Source organism: Chitinimonas sp. BJB300 (genome assembly GCF_002735695.1).
GTDB lineage: Bacteria > Pseudomonadota > Gammaproteobacteria > Burkholderiales > Chitinimonadaceae > Chitinimonas.
In genome coordinates this window covers 1-25,947 of record NZ_PDZH01000030.1, presented here as the reverse complement: position 1 = coordinate 25,947, position 25,947 = coordinate 1, and the positions used below count along the sequence as shown (strand labels likewise).

The following is a 25,947-nucleotide window of genomic DNA, read 5'->3' as shown; positions in this document are numbered from 1 at the left end:
TCAGCCTGGGCTGGCGATCAACCCAACCAGTGGCGGGCATTACGGAACATGCGCATCCAGGCACTGTCTTCGCCCCAGTTGTCGGGGTGCCAGCTGAGGTTGACGGTGCGGAAGGTACGTTCCGGGTGCGGCATCATGATGCTGAAACGGCCATCAGCAGTAGTCACACCGGCAACACCCTCGGGCGAGCCATTGGGGTTGTGCGGATACACTTCCGTAGCATGGCCACGGTCGTCGATGTAACGTAAAGCTGTCAGCACTGCCTTGCGATCTGCTTCCTGACCAAACACCGCACGGCCTTCACCATGCGATACCACGACTGGAAGTTTCGACCCGCCCATGCCATTGAAGAACAACGAAGGGCTCTGGGTGACTTCCGCCATAACCAAGCGTGCTTCGAATTGCTCGGAAGCGTTGCAGCGGAATTTTGGCCAAGCTTGTGCGCCCGGAATGATTTCCGACAAATTCGACATCATCTGGCAGCCATTACATACACCTAATGCAAAGCTGTCGGCCCGCTTGAAGAAGGCTTCGAATTCGTCACGTGCGCGGGCATTGAACAAGATGGTCTTGGCCCAGCCTTCACCAGCGCCAAGCACGTCACCATAGCTAAAACCGCCGCAGGCGGCGAAGCCTTGGAAATCTTTGAGCGAAACACGGCCGCTGAGGATATCGGACATATGTACGTCGACTGCACTGAAGCTCGCACGGTCGAACGCCGCGGCCATTTCAATCTGGCCGTTGACCCCTTGTTCGCGCAGGATGGCGATTTTGGGTTGAACCTTCTTGGAAATATACGGAGCGGCCAGGTTTTCTTCCGGATCAAAGCTCAGTTCGGCAAAGAGTCCGCGCGCATTCTTTTCTTCGATCAGAGCGTATTCACTATCGGCACAAGCAGGGTTGTCGCGCAGGCGTTGTAGCTGCCAGCTTGTTTCGGACCACGCTTTTTGCAAGTCGACCCGGGTTTCATTGAAAACCAGGCGGTTGCGTTTTTTGATCTTCAACCGGTCGTCATCGTTGATGGTGCCAATGATATGCAGCTGGCTACGAATCCCGGCGGCAAAGAATGCGGCCATGACGGCAGTGGTATCGCTGCGGCGCACCTGCAACACGGCACCGAGTTCTTCATTGAACATCACACCCATCAAGCGGCCATTATCGGCGCGGGCAACCGACTCTGGCGTGACATCACCGTATTCACGCTCAGTGCGGCGACGTTCGATACAGACTTCATCGACGTCGAGCGTGACGCCGACGTGGCCGGCAAACATCATTTCAGCCACTGTCACCATCAGGCCCCCATCGCTGCGGTCGTGGTAAGCCAGTAGCTTGCCTTCGGTATTCAGTTGCTGCACTACCGCAAAGAAGTTGGCCAATGCCTGGCTGTCTTCCAGGTCTGGCGCGTGGTTGCCCACCTGCTTATAGACTTGCGCCAGGGCAGAGCCCGACAAGCGACACTTGCCTTTACCCAGGTCGATAAGAATCAGGTCGGTATCGCCCTGGTCGGCCTTGAGTTGTGGGGTGAGCGTGCGGCGAACGTCAGTGACAGGGGCAAAAGCCGAGACGACTAGTGAAAGGGGCGCGATGACAGCTTTCTCGCCTTGCGTGTCCTTCCACACGGTTTTCATCGACAGGCTGTCTTTACCCACGGGGATGCTGATGCCCAGTGAAATCGACAGATCGCGTACTGCCTGGACGGTATCGAACAGGTTGGCGTCTTCGCCAGCATGGCCGGCGGCTGCCATCCAGTTGGCCGAGAGTTTTACGTTGCCCAGCTTGGCGATAGGGGCTGCCGCCAGATTGGTCAACGCCTCGCCGATGGCCATGCGGCCCGAGCTTGGGCCAGAAATCAAAGCGAGCGGTGTGCGTTCGCCCATTGCCATGGCTTCGCCCAGATGTGTGTCAAAACCCATGGTGGTGACGGCGACGTCGGCCACGGGTGTCTGCCATGGGCCAACCATCTGGTCGCGTACAGTCATGCCGCCCACGGTGCGATCACCGATGGTGATCAGAAAGCGCTTGTCAGCAACCGAGGGCAGACGCAGTACCCGGTAGGTGGCGTCATGCAGGTCGAGCGAGCTGGAGTCGAACATCGGAATGTCGCGTTCCAGGCGCTTTACATTACGGCTCATCTTGGGTGGTTTACCCAAGAGCACATCCATGGGCATATCGACAGGCTTGTTGCCGAATTGGCTGTCGACGACTTCCAGTTGTTTTTCCAACGTGGCGGTACCCACAACGGCGAATGGGCAGCGTTCACGTTCGGCAATGACGCGGAAGGTATCGAGCGCCTGGGCTGAAATAGCCAGTACATAGCGTTCTTGCGATTCGTTACACCAAATCTGTACAGGCGACATGCCCTTTTCTTCGATGTGGATGTCACGCAGCTTGAATTGGGCGCCACGGTCTGAGCCGTGCACCAATTCGGGCAGAGCGTTGGAAAGTCCGCCCGCACCGACATCATGGATGCTGAGGATGGGATTCTTGTCGCCGAGTTGCCAACAGCGATCGATCACTTCCTGGGCGCGGCGTTCGATTTCAGGGTTGCCACGTTGTACCGAGTCGAAATCGAGATCAGCAGCGTTGACGCCTGTGTCCATCGACGAAGCAGCGCCGCCACCGAGGCCGATCAACATGCCGGGGCCACCCAGCACAATGATCAATGCACCTGCGGGGATATCCTGCTTGCCAACATGGTCGGCATCAATGTTGCCAAGACCGCCGGCGATCATGATGGGCTTATGGTAGCCACGCATCTCACCGGTAAGCTTCTCTTCAAAGGTGCGGAAGTAGCCCGTCAGATTGGGCCGGCCGAATTCGTTGTTGAAGGCTGCGCCGCCAACGGGGCCATCAAGCATGATCTGCAAAGGCGAGACAATGCGGTCAGGCTTGCCATATTCCAACTGGCTTTCCGAGAAGACTTCCCACGGCTGCTTGTAGCCAGGGATGTTCAGGTTGGAAACGCTAAAGCCGGTTAGCCCTGCCTTGGGACGCGACCCGCGGCCTGTAGCTCCCTCGTCGCGAATCTCGCCGCCAGAACCAGTAGCCGCACCGGCGAAGGGCGAAATGGCGGTAGGGTGGTTATGGGTTTCCACCTTCATCAGGATATGGGTAGGGCGTTGCTTATATGCGTAGGCATGATTGCCGGGCTGCGGGTAGAAACGCTTGATCTTGGCACCCTCGATAACCGATGAGTTATCCGAATAGGCGACGACAGTGCCTTTTGGGTGAGCCGCGTGGGTATCACGGATCATGCCGAACAGCGATTTTTCCTGCGCCTCGCCATCGATGATGAAGTCGGCATTGAAGATCTTATGCCGGCAGTGTTCTGAATTTGCCTGGGCAAACATCATCAATTCGATGTCGTTCGGATTGCGTTTGAGCTTTTTGAAGTTTTTGACCAGATAATCGATCTCGTCAGCGCTGAGCGCCAAGCCCATTTCACGATTGGCCGTTTCGAGCGCAGCTTTGCCGCCCGCCAGGATATCCACACTGGCAAGGGGTTGTGGGCTGGTATGGCAGAACAATGCATCAATGCCGTCAAAGTTGGGCCACACGGTTTCCGTCATCCGGTCGTGTGTCAGCTCGGTCAGCTTGGCCAATTCGGCAGCATTCAATTCGCGGCCGGCATACAGGGCCATACCGCGTTCTACACGCAGCACTGCGTTGAGGCCACACAGATGGACGATGTCGCTGGCTTTGGATGACCACGGCGAAATGGTGCCTACCCGTGGCGTGATCAGGATCATGCTGCCCTTGGCGCGGGCCGGTTCGGCAGCGTTCTCATAGGCGAGGACCTTGCCTAGTTTGGCTTTATCGTCGGCACTGAGTGCGCCTTCTACTTGGGCGAAATGCCAGTACTCGGCATAGGGCGCCAAACTACGGACCCCTGCCGTTTGCAGGTCATTGAGCAGTTTTTCGATACGGAAGGCGGAGAGAGCAAGGCCGCCGCGCAGCTTGAGAAGGGTGGGCATGAGTCGCGAACCGGTCGGTTGAGCTGGGAGAGGAAGCGAATTTTACCGGAAAAGTGCCTGCGCTTGGGGGCAGTGGCCGGCATAAATACGCCTTTTCACTAGCATAGCAGCCTATTGGTACCTTTTTCTCCTGGCAAGAAGGGTCGTACGGCGCCTTGGTTTTATCTTTGCGGTGAAATGTAACAGCTGTATCGGTGTTATCGGGCTTGCTACGCCAAGTTAATTAGCAAGCAATTGCTGGTGTTTGGTCCCGCCAGAAAACAAACAAGCCACCGTACGGTGGCTTGTTGCATCTCCGACAAAAAAGCAGGAGCGATTGCTGGCTAGGCGAGGGTGTGCTTCAGACGTTTGAGCACTTCTTCCTTACCCAGCAGCATCAACACAAGATCAATGGATGGTGTCTGTGTGGTACCGCATACGGCGGCACGTAATGGCATGCCCACCAATGGCATCTTGACACCTTCGCTGGTCACGAAAGTTTTGATTGCTGCGGATAAAGCAGATGCTTCCCATGCCGTATCGGCCAATACGGCTTGAAAGCGACCCAGGCGGGCACGTGCTTCTTCAGTCAGATGTTGGGCGGCCAGTTCGGCAGGTGCGCTATCGTGGCGGTAGAAGTAAGCCGCTTGTTGGGCCAGATCAACCAGGTTAGTGACGCGTTCTTTCAAGAGGGCAATCACATCAGCCAGGGCGGGGCCTTGGTTGGTATTGCAGCCTAGCTTGTTCAGAAACGGTTGGGTCAAGTTGGCCAGTCGGCCATTATCAGCAACCTTCATGTGCAGTTGGTTGATCCACAGCATCTTTTCGCGGTCGAAGCGCGAGGGGCTGGGGCTGACGTTTTTAAGGTCGAACCACTCGACAAACTGTGCCATGGTGAAGAATTCGTCGTCACCATGACCCCAACCCAACCGCGCAAGGTAGTTCAGCAACGCTTCCGGCAAGATGCCTTGCTCGCTATAGTCGACCACGCTGACTGCATCGCGGCGCTTGCTCATCTTTTGGCCGTCGGCGTTCAAGATCATGGGCAGGTGCCCATAAACCGGCAGCGGCGCGCCCAGCGCTGCCAGGATATTGATCTGACGCGGTGTGTTGTTGACATGGTCGTCGCCACGAACCACATGGCTGATGCCCATGTCCCAATCATCGACCACCACGCAGAAGTTGTAGGTGGGGGTGCCATCGGGGCGGGCGATGATCAAGTCATCGAGTTCGCTGTTGGCGATTTCAATGCGCCCCTTGACCGCGTCATCCCAGGCAACAACGCCATCGATAGGGTTGCGAAAGCGCACTACGGGCTGCACGCCATCCGGTACGGGTGGAAGTGTCTTGTCGCGCTCGGGCCGCCAGCGGCGATCGTAACGCGGCTTTTCGCCGCGGGCTTCGGCTTCGGTACGCATCTGGTCCAACTCTTCCTTGCTGGTGTAGCAGTGATAAGCAGTGCCAGCCTGCAGCATTTCCTGGATTACTTCCTTGTAGCGCGCCATGCGCTGCATTTGATAGAAAGGGCCTTCGTCGTAGCCCAGATCTACCCAATGCATGCCGTCCAGAATGGCTTGCACCGATTCTGGGGTGGAACGCTCGAGGTCGGTATCTTCAATGCGCAGTACGAATACTCCCTGGTTTTTACGGGCATAAGCCCAACTGAAGAGTGCAGTACGTACGCCGCCAATATGCAAGAGGCCGGTGGGGGAGGGGGCAAAGCGGGTGCGGACAGTCATCGTGGGGCCGGAAGTGTGAATAACGAAAGCAGGTATTTTACCCGGCCCGGCTTGCGGCCGGCGAGTTGGCTAGCGGAAGTTGAAGCGCAAGCGGCGTTCGGCTTCCGGGCTACCTGCACCAACTTGGTTTAGGAAGGGGACCAAGGCCGGGCCTGAACCTGGGGCGGCTTGCAGCGTTATATCGGCTGCCAAACCCTCGCTGGCTTGCCACTTGCCAGAGCCATTCAAGACCAATTGGCCGTTGAGTGTGCTCAACTGCAATTGCCAAGCTTTGCCAGAAGGCGTCAAGCCAATGCGATAGTCCCCCAAAACCGGCACGCTGGGTGCGAGGCTTGAGCCTGCGCCGCGCCAGTCAATGCTGAGTTGGCTTTCTGCTTGTGGGGTTGGCCAGTGCATTTCGGCGGTGGCTAGACGAAGCTGCCCCGTCAACCCATAAGCCCGGGTGCGTTCGGCAAGTTTGAACAGTGGGCTGGCTGCAACGGTGAGGTCTGCATTGCGCAGGCTGATGCCACCCAGGCCGATATTAAGTTGTGCCTGGCCGGCATCCAGTTTCAGATCGTAACCAAGGCTGGCTTTAAGCAAGTCCTTGGGCCGCCACTGCCAAGTAAGCTGCTCGGCCAGGGCTTGTCCTTCCACCACAGGTTGGCCTGTCCCTTGCCAAATGCTTCCGCTGGTGCCGGCCAACACAAACTTATCCCCAGTTTTTGCGGCAATGATGCTGCCAAACACGCTGGCAGGCAGGCGGACAAAGATAAACAGCAGGGTCAGCAGCGAGAGCGCCAACCACCAACTCCAATGCAGCCGCCTCATCGCTGCCACTCCACATCTACATCTACCGTGGCATCGCCGTCGGGTGAATTCACCTGCAGCATTTTCAATGCCCAGCCTTGTGTCTGTGCATCCGCCAGCAGCTTCGTAATGGTTGGCCAAGCGGTGGCTTTGGCATGCAGGCTTGCTTGTTTGCTGCCGTTTAGGCGAAGTGCATCTTTTGGTAGGCCTGCAGCGGTAGCTAACCCAGCCAAGTCTGTTTTTTGGCCGCTGTTTTTTCCGGTGGCTAAGGCTAGGTCACGGCCGAAACGAGCTGTGTCGGCGCGCAATGCTGGCAGGCTTTTCTCCAGGCGGGCGCGGTCAGTTGCGATAGGGTAGATGACTACCGAGTACAGCAAGGCCAGCAGTAATATGCCTGCGCCGAATAATAAAATCAGTTGCTCGCGACTGTTACGCTGCTTCCAATATTCGATCAGGGGGCTAAGGGCTGCGTTCATGGAGGCTTACTTAGGGGTAAGGGTTAGGCGTACATGGCCAGGGGTAGTGTTGGTGGTTTCCACCTTACCGAGGGACTGTAGGCTTTGCACCAAGCCGGCAATCTGGTCGGGCTTGGTCTGGTATTCCGCACTGATGCGACCCTCCAGATAGCTCAGGCCGACCAGTTTGATATCGGCATTAGTGGTGAACCGTGGTGCCAGGGTCAGCAGTTTGGCCAATGCCGCATCGTTGACGGGGGCAGTAGTGTCTGTCTTGCCTTGTAATTTGGTTTGTAGTTGAAGCTGGGCATCAACAATGGGTGTGCCCGGGAATGCGGCGAGGAAGGCGCTATTCATTTCGTGTTTAAGGGCTTTTTCTTCGGCCCGCCACGACCACCATTGACCAGCCCAGGCGGCAGTGGCCAGTACTAGCACCGCACCAGCCAAGTACGCGGTGGCGCGTAGCTTTGGCCAGTCCAGATCCAACTGCGGCCCGCTGGCAAATTCGCCTTGCATCAAGTCTATCGCGTCCCGTTGAATCGGAAGGCTCAAAGGATCTTCGTGATCCAGGATGCGTAGGTCATCGCCGAGGGCCGTCTGCCAGGCTGCCATGTCGAGGTCGCTGGCGTGTTCGGCCGAAATGGCTAAAGCAGAGGGAGGTTGCTCGCCCAGGCTGGCGGTCAAAAGCGCCGGCGGCTGGGTTGGGGAGGGGGCATCAAACCACTGTGCGCCGGCTCCTTCCCTGCGGGCCCAGCCATTGCCACACCAAAGCAATACACTGCCATCGGCGGGCACCAGCATGTCGGCAGACCAGCTTGCCCGAGGTCGGCGGCCCGCCTGGCTAAGTGTGTTGAGCAGTTCAGCCAATACATTTCGCTGAACGGCGGCTAACTGGCATTCCTCATCGACAAAGGCATAAGCCAAGTGTTGCTCAGTAGGCTCACCCAGCAAAATTTGATCAAGCGCAAAAGGTAATAATTTACGCGCTTGCTTGCGGGCGCTGGCCGGTAAGTTGACGACCGTTCGCAAGACGCGTGCAGGCGGCAGGAAAAGCTCAATACGTTCCGCCGCAGGCAGTTGCTCGACCGTGCTGTAGCCGCTACGTGTATGTACGCCATCTAGTAATCGCCACTCAATTTCGGTGGTGAGGCTGGCCGGTAAGGCGGATTCGTTGGGAAATAGTCGCAGCGTAGTCACGGCGGTAGGCACCGGGCAAATGTTTAAGTAGATGTGAGGGGAAAATCAGAGCGGCAGTATGACACAGTGACATGGCGGCGCGCCAAGCGCTGGGAAAGAGTGGTGGGCTGCGAGGATGCGCAATAATGAAAATTATCGGTTAGATTTGTTTTTTTTGTGCGGTCTGCCCTATAATCGCCGACTCACTGCAAAACGACGAACGTTGGTTCATGGTAATTACCTGCAGTAGCGGTAGAAGGCATGAGCCGATTTATTCGTGAATATTTTGATTAGTTGAGAAAGCGCGAGCGTGGCGGAATTGGTAGACGCACTGGATTTAGGTTCCAGCGCCGCAAGGCGTGAGAGTTCGAGTCTCTCCGCTCGCACCAGGTTTTAAAGCTATCGCCGGCAATTGCCGGCGATTTCACGACATGAATGTCGCAACACAGGATCGATCCACATGCAAGCACAACTGGAAACGCTGAGCCAACTCGAGCGCCGCCTCGACATCGCCATCCCTGCTGCCGATATCGAATCCGCCGTGGAAGCCCGCCTAAAGCGTGTAGCCCGGACAGCTAAAATCCAGGGCTTCCGCCCAGGTAAAGCCCCGATGAAGATGGTGGCTGCCAGTTACGGCCTGCAAGTTCGCGAAGAAGTGCTGGGTGAGCAGGTGCAAACTGCCTTTGCCAAGGCCGTGCAAGAACAGAAGCTCCGTGTTGCTGGCTATCCTCGCTTCGAAGGCAAGCCTGCTCAAGGCGAAAGCTTTGCTTTTGCTGCAACGTTTGAGATTTACCCGGAAGTAGTAGTGGGTGACTTATCTGATAAGGCGCTTGATCGCCCGGTGTTGACTGTTACGGATGTTGAAGTCGAGAAGACGATCGAGATTCTGCGTAAGCAACGCACCAAGTTTGACCGCGTTGAACGTGCTGCCCAGAAGGGTGATCGCGTTATTGTCGATTTCAAGGGCACGATTGATGGTGTCGCCTTTCAAGGCGGCTCCAGCGATAACTACGCCTTCATGGCTGGCGAAGGTCAGATGCTGCCGGAGTTTGATAGTGCCGTAGTAGGTATGAAAGAAGGCGAAACCAAGACTTTCGACTTGGTATTCCCCGAGGACTATCAAGGTAAGGAAGTGGCGGGCAAGACGGCACAGTTCACGGTAGTGGTTAAGAATGTAGCTGGCGCCACCTTGCCTGCCGTTGATGCGGACTTTTCCAAGGCCATGGGCATTGAAGATGGTGACGTAAGCAAGCTGCAAGCTGAAATTCGTAAGAATGTTGAGCGTGAGGTGAAGCGTCGCCTGACTGCACGCGCTAAAGAAACCGTCATGCAAGCGTTGTTGGATGTAACGCCGATTGATGTGCCTAAGTCACTGATTGGTGTTGAGATCGAACGGTTGGCTGATCAGGCTCGCGAAGAGATGAAACAACGCGGTTTTGACCCCAAGAATATGCCATTGCCGCCTGATTTGTTTGAAGAGCAGGCGAAGCGTCGCGTTAGCTTAGGACTCATCCTTGCTGAAGTAGTGCGCGCCAATGGGCTGGAAGCCAAGCCGGAGCAAGTTAAGGCTATCGTAGCTGAGTTCGCAGAAAGCTATGAGCACCCTGAAGAAGTGGTCAAATGGTACTATGCCAGTCGTGATCGTCTTGAGGGCCCGGAGTCACTGGCTTTGGAAGACAATGTGGTCGAGTTCGTGTTTGCTAAAGCCAAGACCGTTGAGAAGCAACTTTCTTTCGACGAGTTGATGGGTCAGCAGCAAGCTGCATAAGACTTATTTGCAGTATTGAAAACGGGCTCGTCCGCCTCACCTTAGGGTATAGGCCGGCCGGGCCCGTTTGCTTCCTGGTCATTTCTGCTATCGCTACCTAATTCGTCAGGACATTATGAGTACCTGGAACCAAGCTGATTGGAATAAGACGCACATTGAGCCGCAGGGCTTGGGCTATGTGCCCATGGTCATTGAACAGAGCGGACGTGGTGAGCGGGCTTACGATATCTATTCACGTCTTTTGAAAGAGCGTGTCATTTTCTTGGTGGGACCGGTTAACGATGCCACCGCTAACCTTGTTGTTGCCCAGATGTTGTTTCTGGAGTCAGAGAATCCTGATAAGGATATATTCCTCTACATCAACAGCCCGGGTGGTTCAATTTCGGCTGGTATGTCGATCTATGACACAATGCAGTTCATCAAGCCGGATGTGTCCACCTTGTGTGTGGGGATGGCAGCTAGCATGGGGGCGTTTTTGTTACAGGCGGGCACTAAGGGTAAACGTTATGCCTTGCCAAACTCGACAGTAATGATTCACCAGCCTTTGGGCGGTTTCCAGGGGCAAGCCACAGATATTGAAATTCATGCCAAGTACATTCTCAGCTTGCGTGAACGGTTGAATAAATTGATGGCTGAACATACAGGCCGTTCACTGGAAGAAATAACACGTGATAGTGATCGCGATAACTTCATGACTGCTGATGAAGCCCAGGCTTATGGCTTGGTCGACAAGGTAATTACCTCGCGCGACGTTTTGGCTTGATAGGTAAGGGCTGGTCGGTTTGCCGGCCCTTGCACTAAAGCCGATGCTGCTCGAGCAACCATTCCAATGGCGAGGTTGCCATGACTGACAAAGAAAAACTCCTTTACTGTTCCTTCTGTGGCAAAAGCCAGCATGAAGTACGCAAGCTGATCGCAGGTCCGCAGGTATTTATTTGCGACGAGTGTATTGAGCTGTGCAACGATATTATCCGTGAGGAGTTGCAGTCTGGCGCCGGCAGTACAACGGCAGCCAAGACGGGTACGACAGGCAAACTTCTTACGCCGGCTGAGATTCGGGAGTCGCTTGATCAATATGTAATTGGTCAGGACAAAGCAAAGAAATCGTTGGCTGTTGCCGTATACAACCACTATAAGCGCTTGGCTAATCCGGCTGCCAAGGCCGGTGACGTTGAGTTGGCAAAATCCAATATCTTGCTGATTGGCCCAACGGGTTCTGGCAAGACTTTGCTTGCTCAGACGTTGGCGCGCCTCCTTGATGTGCCTTTCGTGATGGCGGATGCTACTACGCTTACAGAAGCAGGCTACGTCGGAGAGGATGTGGAGAACATTGTTTCCAAGCTCTTGCAAAAGTGCGATTGGGACATTGAGAAGGCGCAGCGCGGCATTATTTATATCGATGAGATCGATAAGATTTCACGTAAGTCGGATAATCCATCTATTACCCGCGATGTATCGGGCGAAGGCGTGCAGCAGGCCTTGTTGAAGCTGATTGAAGGTACAGTTGCATCGATTCCACCCTCCGGCGGTCGTAAGCACCCTAACCAGGAATTTCTGCAGGTTGATACCACCAATATCTTGTTTATCTGTGGTGGTGCTTTTGATGGCTTGGCTAATGTTATTCGCCAGCGCTCACAGAAGGGTGGGATAGGCTTCGGTGCTTCTGTCCACTCCAAGGATGAAAGTAAGAGCGTAGGCAAGACCTTGCGGGAGACAGAACCGGAAGATTTGATCAAGTTTGGCCTGATTCCGGAATTTGTTGGCCGCTTGCCTGTGGTCGCAACCTTGGATGAGCTGGATGAGGCTGCCTTGGTGACGATTCTTATTGAGCCGAAGAATTCTCTGGTTAAGCAATATCAGAAATTGTTTGAGTTGGAAGGGGCCGAGCTGGAAGTCCGGCCAGAAGCTTTGGTGGCGATTGCCCGTAAAGCGCTCGTTCGAAAGACCGGTGCACGTGGTTTGCGCTCCATTATCGAGGGCGCGTTGTTGGAAACAATGTATGAGCTGCCTTCGCAGGAGAATGTGCAGAAAGTGGTCATTGATGAAAATGTGATCGAGAACGGGGGGCAGCCAATTATGGTTCATGCTGATCCCCAGCAAGTACAGGCTGCTTGAGCTTGCCCCTGTTTTGTGAAAAGAAACCGCCTTGGGCGGTTTCCTTTTTTGCGCAGTTTTATTGCCATACTGATCCTATTTCGGTGAATATGGTCATGTAGGCAATTGAAATGTGCCTACTACACCCCATCTTCCAGCCATCGACTATCGCACTGGATGCCATTTATGTCCCAGCACGCTGAATTACCTTCTCATGCCATTGACTTACCGTTGCTTCCGCTGCGTGATGTTGTGGTCTTTCCCTATATGGTCATCCCCTTGTTTGTTGGCCGGCCCAAGTCTATTCGCGCGTTAGAAACCGCGATGGAAGCGGGTAAGCAGATTTTGTTGCTAGCCCAGAAAAACGCCGCTAAGGACGAACCATCAGCAGGTGACATGTACGATATTGGTACTGTTGCCACCATCTTGCAAATGCTCAAGTTGCCGGATGGAACCGTGAAGGTACTTGTGGAAGGTACCCAGCGCGCGCTGGTGGACGAGATTCAGGAGCACGAAGGCTTCTTTACAGCCACTGCGCATCCTGTACCCATGGATGCAGCTGAGGACACTGAAACTGAAGCGATGCGGCGTGCCTTGTTGGGGCAATTTGACCAGTTTGTAAAGTTGAATAAGAAAATCCCGCCTGAGGTACTGACATCGTTGGCAGGAATTGAGCGTGCTGGCCGCTTGGCGGACACGATTGCTGCCCATCTGCCCCTCAAGTTGGAGCAGAAACAAGACATCCTGGAAATGTTCAATGTGGGCGAGCGCTTGGAACATCTGCTTAAGCAGCTTGAGGCTGAGCTCGATATTTTGCAGGTTGAAAAGCGTATCCGTGGCCGGGTCAAGCGGCAGATGGAGAAGAGCCAGCGCGAGTACTATCTGAACGAGCAGGTCAAAGCGATACAGAAGGAGTTGGGTGAGAACGAAGAGGGTGCCGAACTGGATGAGCTGGAAAAGAAGCTCAAGTCGGCAGGTTTGCCTAAGGAAGCCAAGGTCAAGGCCGAAGCTGAGCTGAAGAAGTTGAAGATGATGTCACCGATGTCAGCTGAAGCTACGGTGGTTCGCAACTACATCGATACATTGATTGGTCTGCCTTGGAAGAAAAAAACCAAGATCAGCCAGGACTTGGCTGGTGCCGATCTGGTACTGGAAGAAGACCACTACGGCTTGGAAAAGGTCAAGGAACGTATTGTTGAGTATCTCGCTGTGCAACAGCGTGTAGATAAGCTGAAGGCGCCAATTCTGTGCCTAGTAGGGCCACCCGGCGTGGGTAAGACTTCATTGGGGCAGTCGATAGCGCGCGCGACAAACCGTAAGTTCATTCGCATGGCACTTGGTGGCGTGCGCGATGAGGCTGAGATTCGTGGCCACCGCCGTACGTATATCGGCTCCATGCCCGGTAAGATTCTGCAAAGCATGACGAAAGCGGGCGTAAAAAATCCGTTATTCCTGCTCGATGAAGTTGACAAAATGGGCCAGGACTTCCGCGGTGATCCGTCTTCGGCACTGCTTGAGGTTCTTGATCCAGAACAGAATCAAAACTTTGTCGATCACTACATCGAAGTGGAATACGACCTATCCGACGTGATGTTCGTGGCTACCGCCAACTCGCTGAATATCCCTGCACCTTTGCTTGATCGGATGGAAATCATTCGCTTGGCGGGTTACACGGAGGACGAAAAGGTCAATATCGCCCAGAAGTATTTGGTGCCAAAGCAGATGAAGGCAAATGGCCTGAAGGAAAACGAGCTGGTCATTCAGGAAACCGCGTTGCGTGACATTGTCCGCTTCTACACGCGTGAAGCTGGTGTGCGTAGTTTGGATCGCGAAGTGGCGAAGATCTGCCGCAAGGTGGTCAAGGCGCTGTTACTCAAGCCTACTGAGAAGAAAGTAACGGTTAGCGCAAAGAATCTGGAAAAGTATCTAAGTGTGCACAAGTACACCTACGGTTTGGCCGAAGAGAGCAATCAGATAGGCCAAGTTACCGGCTTGGCTTGGACCGAAGTGGGCGGAGAGCTGTTGACTATCGAAGCGGTGTCGTTGCCTGGTAAGGGCAAGATGATTACCACCGGTAAGCTTGGAGAAGTAATGCAAGAATCCATCCAGGCTGCTTTATCAGTGGTGCGTAGTCGAGCTGCCAGCTTGGGTGTGGATATCGACTTTTATCAGAAGCACGATATCCATATCCATCTACCTGAAGGTGCAACCCCAAAAGATGGCCCCTCGGCAGGTATTGCCATCACGACCGCGATGGTGTCTATCCTCACTGGCATACCAGTGAGGGCAGATGTTGCAATGACCGGGGAAATCACCTTGCGTGGCGAAGTATTGCCGATTGGCGGCTTGAAGGAAAAGCTGCTGGCAGCACACCGCGGTGGCATCAAGCATGTGCTTATCCCTGATGGCAACATGAAGGATCTGGTGGAAATTCCGGACAATATTAAGCAAAAGCTGGAAATTCATCCCGTGAAGTGGATAGATCAAGTGCTGACATTGGCTTTAGAGCGTCAGCCAGTCCCACATTCCGCAGAAGTGGGGGCTGCTGCGCCAGTGGTAGAAGCAGTTACGCCCCCGGCAGCGGGCGCTACGGTACTAACAAAGCATTAGTGAGTTTGCAGTACCAGGACGCGGTGGAGAGTTTAGCGCTCTCTGCCGCTATTGTTTGAGCGAATAGGCTGTAAGCCAGAGCCAGCCTGCCGTGTGTAATCAAAACTTTGCTAAAAATTTAGATTTCTTGTTGGCAAATGGCTAAAAGCTGCGGTATAGTAGTCGTCTTGTCGGATTGATGTGTTTCGAATTAATTCGACCCTTGTTTTGCTTATATTAAAGCAGCAATGGGTGGTTAGCTCAGTTGGTAGAGCGTCTGCCTTACACGCAGAATGTCGGCGGTTCGAACCCGTCACCACCCACCAGTTATAAAAACGACCGATTCGATTGCTTTAATAGCCACTCACTCGGGCGTAGTACCGAATCTGGAGCGGTAGTTCAGTTGGTTAGAATACCGGCCTGTCACGCCGGGGGTCGCGGGTTCGAGTCCCGTCCGCTCCGCCAGACAAAAAGGGTGAACTGTAAAGTTCGCCCTTTTTTTTTGCCTTTCGGCTTATCCAACCTGGCGCCAATTTAGGCGCGGAGATGCGTTTCCGATGTTTGAATTTGTACAGAACAATCGAACCTTGGTGGCCGTTGCGCTCGGCCTTGTTGGTGTTGGGCTGCTGGTTGGCGGTGGCGTAGCCGGCTATAGCGCTACCATTGGCGAACCCTATTTGGCTAAAGTGAATGGCGTGAAGATCACTGAGCGTGATTTAGCAATGGCTTCTGGCGGGGAGCCATTGGCTGCGGCAAATAAAGCTCAGTTGTTGCAAGACTTGGTACAGCGTCAGGTATTGCTAAGTGAGGCCGGAAGCCGTCACGTTATTGCCAGTGATACGCAGTTGCGCGAGCAGATCATGGCAATTGATGCTTTCAAGGAAAATGGTCAGTTTAGTGTAGAGCGGTACAAAAGCTTACTGGCTGCACGTCAAATGACTGTTGAGCAGTTTGAATCGCGGCTACGTGATGATTTACGCCTGCAGTTATTGGCTGGCGCTGTCGGAGTGAGTGGGTTTGGTTCCCAACTTGCTGCAGAACGCATAGTGAACGCTTTGGCGGAGTCACGTGAAGTAGCTAGCTTCCAGTTCTCACCGGCTGCTTATGCTGGGCAGATCAGCGTGTCTGAACCGGATATTAAGCAGTATTACGAGGCTAATCAGCGTGAGTTCAGCTTACCTGAGCGAGTCAAGGTCGCTTACGTGGTTTTATCTCGTGATGAAATGGCTGCTGCTTTGCCTGTGGATGCAGACAAGGTGCGTGCGTATTACGAAGCAAATAGGAAAGAGCTGGCGCCAGAAGAGCGCAAGGTACGACACATTCTGATTAGTGCTGATGCCAAAGCATCGGCAGCGCAACGTACCGCTGCTAAAAAGACGGCAGAATTATTGTTAGCTCAACTAAAACAGAACCCGGCTGGTTTTGCTGAGTTGGCTAAGCAGAAGTCACAAGATCCTGGTTCTGCGCCTCAGGGGGGGGACCTCGGGTATTTTGGCCATGGCGCCATGGTAAAGCCTTTTGAAGAGGCTGCATTCAAGTTGGCCAAAGGTGAGCTTAGTGGCGTGATTGAAACCGAATACGGTTACCACGTGCTGATGCTCGACGATATTCGGGTCAAGTCGTTTGATGAAGTGAAGTCATTGGTTGAGCAGCGCCTTAAGCAGGAAATGGCGCAGAAACGTTTCGAGCAGGCTCGTGAACAGTTTTCCGATTTGGTTTATCAGCAAGCGGATAGCCTCAAGCCGGCAGCAGATGCTTTCAAGTTGACAATGAATGAGAGTGACTGGCTCACCAAAGATGCAGTTACCGACGGCATATTGGGTGATGCAAAGGTACGGGAAGCGGTGTTTGCCGATGATGTTTTGAATAAAAAGCACAATACCGAGGCTATTGAACTGAAACCTGGTACGTTGTTGGCGGCGCGTGTGGTACAGCATGAGCCTGCCAAGTTACAGGCTTTGGCGGAGGTTTCCGGAAAAATTGCGGAGCAATTGAAGATGGATCGGGCGAAGGCCAAAGCCTTGGAAGAAGGCAAAAAAGCACTGGTTTCGCTTCAAAAAGGAGAGACGGTTTCACTGGCTTGGCAAGCAGCGAGAACATTGAGCCGTTTGCAGCCACAAGGATTAGCCAAAGCTGACTTGAACGCTATTTTTGCGGCATCTGTTAAAGAGAAAGCGTCGGCATTTGCCGGGTTGGAATCGCCAGCTGGATTTACGCTCTATCGAGTGGCGACAGCTGCTGGTGCCTCGCCATTGGAAGCCGGAATGCGTGAAGGTTTGGCGGGCAGTATTAGTAGTGCTGGCGCTCAGATGGAGTTGGCTGCTTATTTGCAGAAGTTGCGTGAACAGCACAAGGTCGAGAAGCCTTGATTATTCATGTGTTGAGAACAAAAGGCACCTGAAGTGGTGCCTTTTTGTTTTTGTGCGCCCAGCATGGGCGCACTCCTGCGGGTGGAAGTCTCGCCGTAAGTTGATCACAGCGAACGAAGTGAAGCGCAACTGCGTGAGGGCGACCGAGCGTGGGAAGGAAGCGTGGATCGTAAACCGCGAGCCGATGGACAAGAACCGGATAGAAGGCGCTGCCGAGCAGGGCGAGCGGGCATGACTCCGCGAAGCTCTCGTGATCAAGGCAAGGCGGCGTAAATCCGGCGGTTGTGCGGTGAAGGAGTGCGTTCTTACCTGGGGAGATCTCGCCTTATGCCTGAAAGGGCGACGGTGTCGAGCCGGAGCGAGAAGTCAGCAGAGGCCATAGTAGCTGCCTGTATGGGGCGAAGTGCCGAAGGAGTAGGAGGTGTAGCCTCTTGACTCTCGTTGCTGTGGCGTCTCAGATGTTCGCGAGAGCGAAGCTCGCCAAATGCGCTTGGAAGAGGAGAAGCCTTAACCGGCCTGGCAGCGAGACAAATAGTGGTGGCGAGTCTGGATCAGCGAAACCGGGCGATGTGCATCAATTGGAGGCAGATTGACCTCAACTGCTCCAACCGCCCGGTGCGGACCCGCATGCCGGGTGGTGTGGCAGGGGTCGGCCAGAACATCTGGTCGCCCCTATGCCGATCTACGTGCAGTAATGAATCTGTTATTTCGCCAGGACGTAGACTGTTTTCCCCTGAAGCTTGAATAGATGCACCGCATGGTAGAGATTCTCAGAGTGTCCTACAAAGAGTAGTCCATTGGGTCGCAGCAGTGGGGCAAAGCGTTCCAGAATCTTTAATTGTGTGGCGCGATCAAAATAGATCATCACATTGCGGCAAAATATGGCGTCGAGTGGGCCTCGAATCGACCAGTTGGGTTCAATGAGATTTTGACGCCGAAAGCTCATGATCTCCCGCAATTCGGATTTAATCTCAAATTGTCCATCACTACGTTTGTTGAAGAATTTACTCAATTGCTGCGGTGAAAGTTTATCCACCTTATCTGCGCTATAGATGCCTGCCTGCGCTGTTTTGAGTACGCTGGTATCCAAGTCCGTAGAGATGATTTTGACGGGTGGGCTAAGGCTATCAAATGCTTCGGCTGCAGTAATGGCTAGTGACCAGGGTTCTTCGCCCGTAGAGGAAGCAGAGCACCAGATATTCAGTGTGCCTACGGATTTGTTTGCCCGCAGATGGGCTAATAAAACTGGGAAGTGATGAGCTTCGCGAAAGAAAGAAGTGAGGTTGGTGGTAAGGGAGTTAATAAAGGCTTCCCACTCTGCTTCATTGCCCCGTTCCAACAAAACCAAGTATTCCTGAAAGGTGTTGAAATTGTGTGCACGCAGACGCTTGGCCAAGCGGCCGTAAACCATGTCGTGTTTACTGTCGTTTAAGGCAATTCCCGCATAGTCGTAGATCAACTTCTTAACACGCTCGAAGTCCTGCTGGGTGAATTTGAATTCACGGCTGGCTGTGCTGGAAGTACCTGCATTGCTTGGTAAGTTCGCACTGCCTGAGGGGCGCGGATCTTTTATCATACATTTATCTTAGCAGCCGATTGTGGGATGCCAATCTACGATCGGTTGCGGCAGTGTGAGTTTGTATTATCCTAGTCTATCGGTCGCGCGTTTCGCGCTTCTTGGATGTTGGGCAGCGCCCATTGCTGTCGCATCCGGTAATTTTTTGCCAGAGACTGCCGTCCTCCTTTTTCTGAGGAGCGGGTGGTTCGGCTGACTTTGCAGGTGCCGCTACAGGGTTGGGCTTCGGCTGTGGATGAGCGATAGGTGGTTCTTCGCGTCTGGGTTCAATATTTACTGGTTTGGATCTACGTTTTTCATTCGGTGAAGGCCGGTTGTTTTGCCTTATCGGTTTGGCAATAGGTGTACGTGTAGGCGTCGATGTAGTCGCTGCTGTTTCGGTTTCTTTTTTCTCGGGTTCGCTATTGAGTATTTCGTTCAGGTTGGGCGTGGCCTCAGAATCGGGTTCGGGTTCTGTGGCCGGCGTGGTGGTTGGTTGCGGAGGCTGTTCGTCTGCTACCGATGTTGGTGTTGGTGTTGGCGTCGGTGCTGGTGGCGTTACTGCTGGGGCAGTCACTTTACTGACTGGAGTATCGATAGGAATAGTTTTCGGCTTGGTGTCGTGACGAAGCCATGTGAACCCTATGATGATGACGATAAGGCCAGCAATGCCTGCAACCACGGGTAACAGATAATTCTTTGAGCGTGTTTTGGTAGGTGGATCGACTATCTGCGGTTTCTTAATTGGTGCAGGGGCAGGCGCAGTAGGTTTACTGGGCGGTGGTGGTGCAGCTTCTGCCTTGCTTGTCTGCACATCGCGTAAGGCGCCTCGTGCTTCTTTGGCGGTGGCAAAACGTGCCTCTGGGGCCTTCTCAAGACACCGCATTACGACATCTACAAGCCAATCCGGTACGTTGGGGCTGAAGCTACGGATATCAGCAGGTGTTTCATGTAAAATTTTATAGGCGATGCTGGCCATGTGATCGCCATCAAAAGGCCGCTTTCCGGTCAATACTTCGTAAAGCACGATACCTGCAGCAAATATGTCGGCTCGACCATCAAGCTTCTTGCCTTCTATTTGTTCAGGCGCCATATGCCGTGGTGTACCAACGATGGTACCCGTGCGGGTTAGGTCACTGGTGGGAAGTTGCGCAATGCCGAAGTCAGTGATCTTAAGTCGGCCATCGGCTTTCAGCATTAGATTGGCGGGTTTGATATCGCGATGGACGACGCCATTTTCGTGCGCATATGCCAATGCGGCGAACAGCTGGTCTGCTAGTTTCAACACACGGTTCAGGGGGAGGCGTATACCTTGATCCAATAAAGACTGTAACGTCTTTCCTTCGACAAACTCCATGGCGAGGTAAGCGTGGCCATTTTCGTCCCCACAGTCGAACATGGTGATGATGCCAGCATGGTTGAGCCGTGCAGCTGAACGCGCTTCTTGCTGTAAACGAGCAGCATATTCGGCTCTTTCGGCCATATTCAAGTGCAGACGCAGAACCTTGATGGCGACTGTACGGTCCAGTCGCTCATCCACAGCACGATAGACGACGCCCATCGCGCCTTCGCCTAACGTTTCCTTAATACGGTAGTGACCTAATTTTTCCATCTATCTATTCTAGCCTGCAATACGGGTTGCTATGCTTGAGGTACGCCATTGTCATTTTTTGAGGCCGCAGGGACTGAATCCTGCATGCATTAACGTGCTGTGTGGCTGGCCAAATCGTCTTCGATATCGGCCAGCAGAATATTTAACGCATCACTCGACATACCTATTTCACTGATCGATACGCCGAGTGAGAGAAGCATAGCGAACAAGCTGATACCAAATACAATATGGGCTGCGGATTGCATGTCAAAGAAAATCAAGAACATGCAAAGCACACAGAGCAGCATGGCACTTGCCCCGGCGGCTTGCATACCTCTAATCAATGCTACGCGTCGGCGCAAGTTGGCAATGTGGCGAAGAATTTTCGCATCTGGATTGGTTTTATAGTCCTCGTGCAGTTTTCGTATGACGCTGGAGAGACCAAGAAAACGATTGGTATACGCCAATAAAAGCAGCGAGATAGCGGGGAAGAGAAGTGCGGGTACACTGATTTCCATATGCATATTTCATTGCTTTCCGGTCATTGCGCGTAAGTCTGTAATGATGGTTTTAGCGTAAGTCTTGGTATCTACGTCGGTGTAGCGCTTTACGATGCGACCTTGAGGGTCGATCAAAAAAGTGTGCCGTTTGGCGAACTTCATGATGCCAAGATCCAATAACGCGCCATAGCGTGCAGCGGTCGAGCCATCCGGGTCGGACAGCAGCGTAAAGGGTAGTTGATGCTTTTGGCCAAAAGCCTGAATGCTGGTGAGAGAATCAGTACTGATACCGACGATCTCTGCACCCAATGCACGTAAGAGAATAATGTCGTCACGGAAACTGCACGCCTCTTCGGTACAACCCGGAGTATCAGCCTTTGGATAAAAATATAGCACCAGCCATTTACCAATGAACTGTTCATTCGTGCGCTTCTGGCCGGTTTGGTCGGTAAGATTAAATGCAGGCGCAGCTTGCCCCGGCGTCGCGGCTGCTTGGGCGAACAGATTGCAGATAAACAGTAGGGAAACAATAAGTGATTTCATACTAGATATATAAAGTGCATAGGCTGGTAGTGGTTGTTGAGCTGGAACTCACCCTGCTTACAAGTTGATGCATTACATGCAACATAGAGCGCCGAATGACCATAGGATACCAAGTTATGCTTCATAGTATTAGATTATGGCCTTATGCTCTTTAGGGATAGGCTGCTGCAGTTAGTGCCCCGTGAGACAGATTTCGACGGTAAATTCCCTGGATTTTTTTCTATGGGTTATAGAGTGAGAGCGGTGAGGTAGGTAAAGGATAAAAAAAGCGCGCAGGAATTGCGCGCTTTACTTATGCCAAATTGAAGTATTGCTGCTACTTCTTCCCCTTTTTCTTATCAGCTTGCGCTACATCAGAAGCTGCAACGCTTTTTACGCTGAGGGGGGCCTTTGGTGCGGCTGTAGCTGCAACTTTTGGCGCTGTCTTTTTGGCTGAAGATTTCTTTGCTGGCATGATGCCTCCTAGGGTAGGTAATTGAGATGGGGACTAACCTCAAATCAACGCAGCCATAAGGTGGCTGTAGCCCCACCCCAACAGATTGGTTCCCCAACGCCTCTCTGTAACAGGTTTATAGTCAGATTGTGCAAAAAATCACCCCGTTTAACCTTGCGCTTCAACGCTAAATGACAGACGCGCGCTAGCTAGGTAACGTACGATTAAATCGAAGCAAGATAATAAGTAACTCCACGGGGGTTGCAGTGCGTTATATATGGGGTTGTATGCCATCGTGAGTATTGCAACCAGCCTTCATTCTGGTCGATAACGGTGGCAGAGATTTGGGAAGATTGAGTGCAATTTATGGCCCGACTATTTCTCAATAGACCTTGCGAATTTTTAGAGTAAGACAATGCCAATACCCCAAGAAAATCATTAGGTAACAAATAAAATATTCTACTTAGGCAATGCTGTTGAGAGATGATGTATGGTTTTGCAAAGCGCTGGAAAATATATAACTTGAGCCGCCTCGGGTTTCGCTGAGGCTGGTGGATTTAAGTCAGGCCGGCATGGCACGCTTACCGGCATGTGCCGCTAAGAACCTATCTAAAGTCTGCTGCACGTTGGCAATATGGCGCTGAAAACGTTCTCGGAATGATCAATTGCCACGCGTAAACTCCGTTTCCTCGATTGTTTTCGCCTTGTCTTGCTTTAGCGCACGAGACTTTAGACAGGTTCTTAGCGGGCGTGACGGGTTAGGTCAGCAAGGGAAAGGCTACTGCGCCCGCTGGACTGGCCCAATTTTTGACTAGTTCGGCTACCATTGCGCCAGTGCTGGTCAAGCGCACACCGGCGTGTTCCATACGCCGCCATGCCATTTCTTCAGCAATCTGGTTCGACGACCCACAGGCATCACATACAACCTGTACGTTGAACCCTTCCTGCACTGCGCTTATGGCAGGCGAAACCATACAGATATCGGTGGTTACTCCAGCCATGACAAAGTTACGTTTGCCGGTGGTACGGCAAGCATTGGCAAACGCTTCGTCGTCCCAGGCGTTGACTACGCCTTGGCGCTGGATGCGTGCAGCAAATGCCTCGGGGAGGATGTCTTGCAGTTCAGGCATCAAAGGGCCTTGCACGTTGACGTTAGCCTCTTGGCTGGACGTCAAGACGACGGGCAAACCGGTGCCCTTGGCGAACTTGGCAAGAATCAGCACGTTACGTTGCAACAAGGCTAAGGGTGTTGTGGCAGCCCAGGTATTGGTCCCGACTTGATGGTCAATCAGGATGACTGCGGTATCTTGAAGATTGAAACGTTGCATGGCGTTACCTTTTTCGGTTGAGATGAAACGAGTAAGGGTGGCGTAGGTGTGAGTAAATCAAACTGAGTGTTCAAGCATCCGGTGAGCAAACATGCAGCACCATTTTCCCGCGTGCTTTGCCGGTCTCGCCTAGACGGTGGGCTAGGGGGGCATCGGCCAGCGTGAATTCCTGTCCTACCAGCATGCGTAAACGGCCTGTATCCACCAGGGTGGCCAATTGCGCAAGTACTGCACCGCGCGGGGGTGTAAAGACAAAGGTGCCGTGGGCACCGGCTGCGGCAGCGCGTTCAGGTGAGGGGGGCATCGTCGTGGCAACCAATAGGCCGCCGGCGCGCAATGTGCTCCACGATGCTTCTTGTGTCACACCACCCAGCGTATCCAGTACAACATCCATGTTTTTGACAACTTGCTCAAAACGCTGGGTACGGTAATCAATTACTTCGTCAGCACCCAGGCTTTTTACCAAGGCCAAGTCAGCAGTGCCTGCCGTAGCCGTCACATGTGCCCCATGTTGCTTGGCTAACTGCACAGCCAAGCTGCCAACTGCACCAGCACCGCCGTGAATCAGTACACGCATGCCTTGCGTGCATTGGGCTACTTCTATCAGTGCTGTCCAGGCAGCTTGACCTGGTGTTGGTAAGGCGGCGGCCGTGGCGAACGAGACGGTGCGGGGTTTGAGTGCTACCTGTGTCGCCTCCACCGCTAAATACTCAGCATACGTACCACCACGGGCAAACTCAGCGTAGAAAAAGACCTCGTCGCCAGGCGAGAAACCAGAGACGGCGCCACCTACAGCTGTCACCACGCCTGCGGCATCGGAGCCCAGGGTAAATGGAAACGTTTTGGCAAGGTTATCCGCCATGACACCACTGCGTAGCTTCCAGTCGATCGGGTTGATGCCAGCAGCCACCACACGTACCAATACATCGCCAGGACCACACATTGGGATAGGGGCGTCTTCCAGTTGCATCTGGTTGATATCGCCGTAGGCATGGATTCGAATGGCCTTCATGGGGAGTCTTTCTATGGTCGCTGATTGGTGATGACAGAATGGTATATTTGTCCATAATTTGTTTGAATAGAGATTAATGGATAATATTTTTCCATTAATGGAAAAATTGACCGCTATGGATAACCTATCTGCATTGCACGATATGGCTTTGTTTGTCGAAGTGGCGCGCACTGGCAGCTTCAGCCGCGCCAGCTTCAAACTAGGGGTACCGGGGGCTACGCTATCGCGGCGTATTGCCGCCATGGAGCGCAATTTTGGCGTGCGCCTGTTGGACCGCACGACGCGAAATGTGGCGCTCAGCGAGGCGGGGGTACGTTACTTTGAGCGTTGTGCACACTTGGTGGATGAAGCAAGGTTGGCGCAGGAGGCCCTGAGGGAAACCACCCAACGTCCGGTAGGCCATGTGCGTTTGTCAATGCCGGTCGATTTGGGACTAAATTACATCGGTCCATTGCTGCCTGACTTTATCCGTATGTACCCAGGTATCAGCCTGGATTTGGATCTGTCCCCACGTCGAAGCGACCTGATTACTGAGCATGTGGACGTTGCCATACGCTTGGGCGAGGTAGTAGGTGATCAACTCGTGGTAAGGCGCTTAGGGGCTGTCGAACAGTTTCTCTTTGCGGCGCCTGCTTACTTGGCATTGCACGGGCATCCTCAGCAGCCAGCTGATCTGGTCGAGCATGAGTGCATCACCATTGGGAGTGCGCAGCAGGCCAGTTGTTGGTGCCTGCAACGCGAGGGAAACTCTTTGGAAGTACGGGTACGTGGCCGCCTTGGTATCAACAACCCTGGTTTGATCAGGCTGATGGCGGAGCGGGGGATGGGTGTTGCTGCGTTGTCGCACAAGCTCGCGCGTGAGGCCGTTCAGGCCGAGCGCTTGGTGCGGGTGCTGCCTGACTGGTCTTTCAAGCCCCTACCAGTACATGCTGTTATGGCTACGCGTATGCAGACGGCCAGCGTGCGGGCAATGGTAGAGTTTTTGGCTGCACGGCTGTCACTGAAGTGAGATCGAAACTACAGCGGTACATTTTGCGGGATGAGATTCGCTGCCTTGTTTGGTCGAGTGGGTTGTAACACGGTAAACAATACCAGGCACATTGCCCAACATACCCATGCGGACCAGAGGGTATGCGATAGGAAATGCGCCCCACGCAGCTGTTGTCCCCAGCCTAATGCCATACCTGTGCTAAATGCCGCCACCCAGACCAGCCAAGCGCGACGTGGCTGGCGCCCTCGCCAAAACAACACAAAAGCAAACAATGCAAAGCCCGTACTCGCATGCCCAGCCGGAAAACACTGGCCTTGTGGAGCGCTGGCTGGCGGGCTATCAAGCAAAGACATATAGGGGAGTGTCCCGCCATAGCGGGTAAAATCCCAAGGGCAATGCCGATCGCTGGTGTGCTTGATAACCGACACGGCGGTCGGGGCCAGCAACAAAGCCAGTCCTACCGTCAGCCAACGGCGTCTGTCCAACATCCAGCTTGTGTGTAACCAACTCATGCCGATACGAAGCCATACGATCACCGCGATGAAAATGACACATCGCTTCACCCAGTGATGACTAAACACGTCCAACCACCAATTGCCTACACCTATAAAGCGCCCTCCTTGGTAATACGGATCAGCCAACCAGACATCCAAAGGAGTGAGTTCGAAAACCAGTAGTAGCAATAAAGCTGTCAGCGCCATGCAGGCTAATTCAAGTCGACTTACCGTCGCGCCCATTTCAATCCTTTCCTACACCAAAGACGATGAACCAAGACAATATATGCCCATCAGGGCTAAGAACCTGTCTATAGTCTTCTACGCGTCAGCAATAGGGCGTTGAAAACATCCTCGGAATGCGCAATTACCACTTGTAAACGCCGCTTCCTCGGCTGTTTGCGCTTTATCTTGCCCTAGCTCCCGAGACTCTAGACAGGTTCTATTCACCCGGCAACTAAGTATTGATCAGGCGGCGTACTTGATCCTGGGGTCTTCGAAATAGGAGCACACTCGTTCCGGGGTGTTTTCCAACATCTCCATATGGGCTTTGGTCGCTTGCTTGAGC

19 protein-coding genes and 3 tRNA genes are annotated in these 25,947 nt (G+C 53.5%); 9 read left to right on the top strand and 13 right to left on the bottom strand.

All coding sequences use genetic code 11. The features are described from left to right. Nucleotides 1-17 precede the first annotated feature (17 nt). The 5 genes from purL to gspL form a co-directional block, all read right to left on the bottom strand. On the bottom strand, nt 18-3,974 hold the full coding sequence (gene purL / locus CSQ89_RS07240) for a phosphoribosylformylglycinamidine synthase (RefSeq protein ID WP_099405503.1): 3,957 nt from the start codon (nt 3,972-3,974) through the stop codon (nt 18-20). A gap of 323 nt (nt 3,975-4,297) precedes the next feature. Then, entirely contained in the window at nt 4,298-5,692 is a 1,395-nt protein-coding gene (gene gltX, locus CSQ89_RS07235) for a glutamate--tRNA ligase (RefSeq protein ID WP_099405502.1), read from the bottom strand. Nucleotides 5,693-5,761: 69 nt separating this feature from the next. Beyond that, nucleotides 5,762-6,502 carry a type II secretion system protein N gene (gene gspN, locus CSQ89_RS07230; RefSeq protein WP_099405501.1) on the bottom strand — a complete coding sequence of 247 codons (741 nt, stop codon included), beginning with the start codon at nt 6,500-6,502 and terminating at the stop codon, nt 5,762-5,764. Further along, on the bottom strand, nt 6,499-6,957 hold the full coding sequence (gene gspM / locus CSQ89_RS07225; RefSeq protein WP_099405500.1) for a type II secretion system protein GspM: 459 nt from the start codon (nt 6,955-6,957) through the stop codon (nt 6,499-6,501). The genes gspN and gspM overlap by 4 nt, the downstream gene beginning before the upstream one ends. Nucleotides 6,958-6,963: 6 nt before the next feature. Further along, nucleotides 6,964-8,133, bottom strand: a complete 1,170-nt coding sequence (gene gspL / locus CSQ89_RS07220; RefSeq protein WP_158228931.1) for a type II secretion system protein GspL — start codon at nt 8,131-8,133, stop codon at nt 6,964-6,966. Between the two features lie 283 nt (nt 8,134-8,416). Between gspL and CSQ89_RS07215 the strand changes: the two genes are divergently transcribed. The 8 genes from CSQ89_RS07215 to CSQ89_RS07180 all read left to right on the top strand — a co-directional run bounded on the left by CSQ89_RS07215 (nt 8,417) and on the right by CSQ89_RS07180 (nt 16,932). Then, nucleotides 8,417-8,501 (top strand) — tRNA-Leu (locus CSQ89_RS07215). A 71-nt stretch (nt 8,502-8,572) separates the two neighbouring features. Next, nucleotides 8,573-9,880 (top strand): trigger factor, encoded by a 1,308-nt coding sequence (gene tig, locus CSQ89_RS07210; protein ID WP_099405498.1) that lies wholly within the window; start codon nt 8,573-8,575, stop codon nt 9,878-9,880. A 115-nt stretch (nt 9,881-9,995) separates the two neighbouring features. Continuing rightward, entirely contained in the window at nt 9,996-10,643 is a 648-nt protein-coding gene (gene clpP / locus CSQ89_RS07205) for an ATP-dependent Clp endopeptidase proteolytic subunit ClpP (RefSeq protein WP_099405497.1), read from the top strand. A gap of 80 nt (nt 10,644-10,723) precedes the next feature. After that, a complete protein-coding gene (gene clpX / locus CSQ89_RS07200; protein ID WP_099405496.1) occupies nt 10,724-11,995 on the top strand; it encodes an ATP-dependent Clp protease ATP-binding subunit ClpX in 1,272 nt (423 codons plus the stop codon). 165 nt (nt 11,996-12,160) lie between these two features. Continuing rightward, the gene (lon, locus tag CSQ89_RS07195) at nt 12,161-14,584 is read left to right on the top strand and encodes an endopeptidase La (protein WP_099405495.1); all 2,424 of its coding nucleotides are present in this window, start codon (nt 12,161-12,163) and stop codon (nt 14,582-14,584) included. A 229-nt stretch (nt 14,585-14,813) separates the two neighbouring features. Continuing rightward, nucleotides 14,814-14,889: transfer RNA gene (locus tag CSQ89_RS07190), tRNA-Val, on the top strand. 62 nt (nt 14,890-14,951) lie between these two features. Further along, nucleotides 14,952-15,028 (top strand) — tRNA-Asp (locus CSQ89_RS07185). Nucleotides 15,029-15,120: 92 nt separating this feature from the next. Continuing rightward, nucleotides 15,121-16,932: a peptidylprolyl isomerase gene (locus CSQ89_RS07180; protein ID WP_099405494.1), complete on the top strand. Its 1,812-nt coding sequence runs from the start codon at nt 15,121-15,123 to the stop codon at nt 16,930-16,932. A 703-nt stretch (nt 16,933-17,635) separates the two neighbouring features. Here CSQ89_RS07180 and CSQ89_RS07170 read toward each other — a convergent pair. The 7 genes from CSQ89_RS07170 to CSQ89_RS07145 form a co-directional block, all read right to left on the bottom strand. Then, entirely contained in the window at nt 17,636-18,508 is an 873-nt protein-coding gene (locus tag CSQ89_RS07170) for a CheR family methyltransferase (RefSeq protein ID WP_099405493.1), read from the bottom strand. 76 nt (nt 18,509-18,584) lie between these two features. Then, nucleotides 18,585-20,099: a serine/threonine-protein kinase gene (locus tag CSQ89_RS07165; protein ID WP_099405492.1), complete on the bottom strand. Its 1,515-nt coding sequence runs from the start codon at nt 20,097-20,099 to the stop codon at nt 18,585-18,587. A gap of 89 nt (nt 20,100-20,188) precedes the next feature. Continuing rightward, a complete protein-coding gene (locus CSQ89_RS07160; protein WP_233202980.1) occupies nt 20,189-20,602 on the bottom strand; it encodes a DUF2721 domain-containing protein in 414 nt (137 codons plus the stop codon). 3 nt (nt 20,603-20,605) lie between these two features. Continuing rightward, a complete protein-coding gene (locus tag CSQ89_RS07155) occupies nt 20,606-21,121 on the bottom strand; it encodes a peroxiredoxin (protein ID WP_099405491.1) in 516 nt (171 codons plus the stop codon). Between the two features lie 316 nt (nt 21,122-21,437). Then, complete coding sequence (locus tag CSQ89_RS22860) at nt 21,438-21,575, bottom strand: hypothetical protein (RefSeq protein ID WP_186293349.1); 138 nt, start codon at nt 21,573-21,575, stop codon at nt 21,438-21,440. Nucleotides 21,576-22,312: 737 nt separating this feature from the next. Beyond that, nucleotides 22,313-22,882: an isochorismatase family protein gene (locus tag CSQ89_RS07150; protein ID WP_099405490.1), complete on the bottom strand. Its 570-nt coding sequence runs from the start codon at nt 22,880-22,882 to the stop codon at nt 22,313-22,315. A 70-nt stretch (nt 22,883-22,952) separates the two neighbouring features. Beyond that, nucleotides 22,953-23,894: an NADP-dependent oxidoreductase gene (locus CSQ89_RS07145; protein WP_099405489.1), complete on the bottom strand. Its 942-nt coding sequence runs from the start codon at nt 23,892-23,894 to the stop codon at nt 22,953-22,955. 76 nt (nt 23,895-23,970) lie between these two features. Here CSQ89_RS07145 and CSQ89_RS07140 point away from each other — a divergent pair, with 76 nt between their 5' ends. Then, entirely contained in the window at nt 23,971-24,903 is a 933-nt protein-coding gene (locus CSQ89_RS07140; RefSeq protein ID WP_099405488.1) for a LysR family transcriptional regulator, read from the top strand. A gap of 8 nt (nt 24,904-24,911) precedes the next feature. Here the strand turns inward: CSQ89_RS07140 and CSQ89_RS07135 are convergent, their stop codons facing one another. Next, nucleotides 24,912-25,622, bottom strand: coding sequence for a phosphatase PAP2 family protein (locus CSQ89_RS07135; protein ID WP_099405487.1), 711 nt, complete (start codon nt 25,620-25,622; stop codon nt 24,912-24,914). Nucleotides 25,623-25,947: the final 325 nt, after the last annotated feature.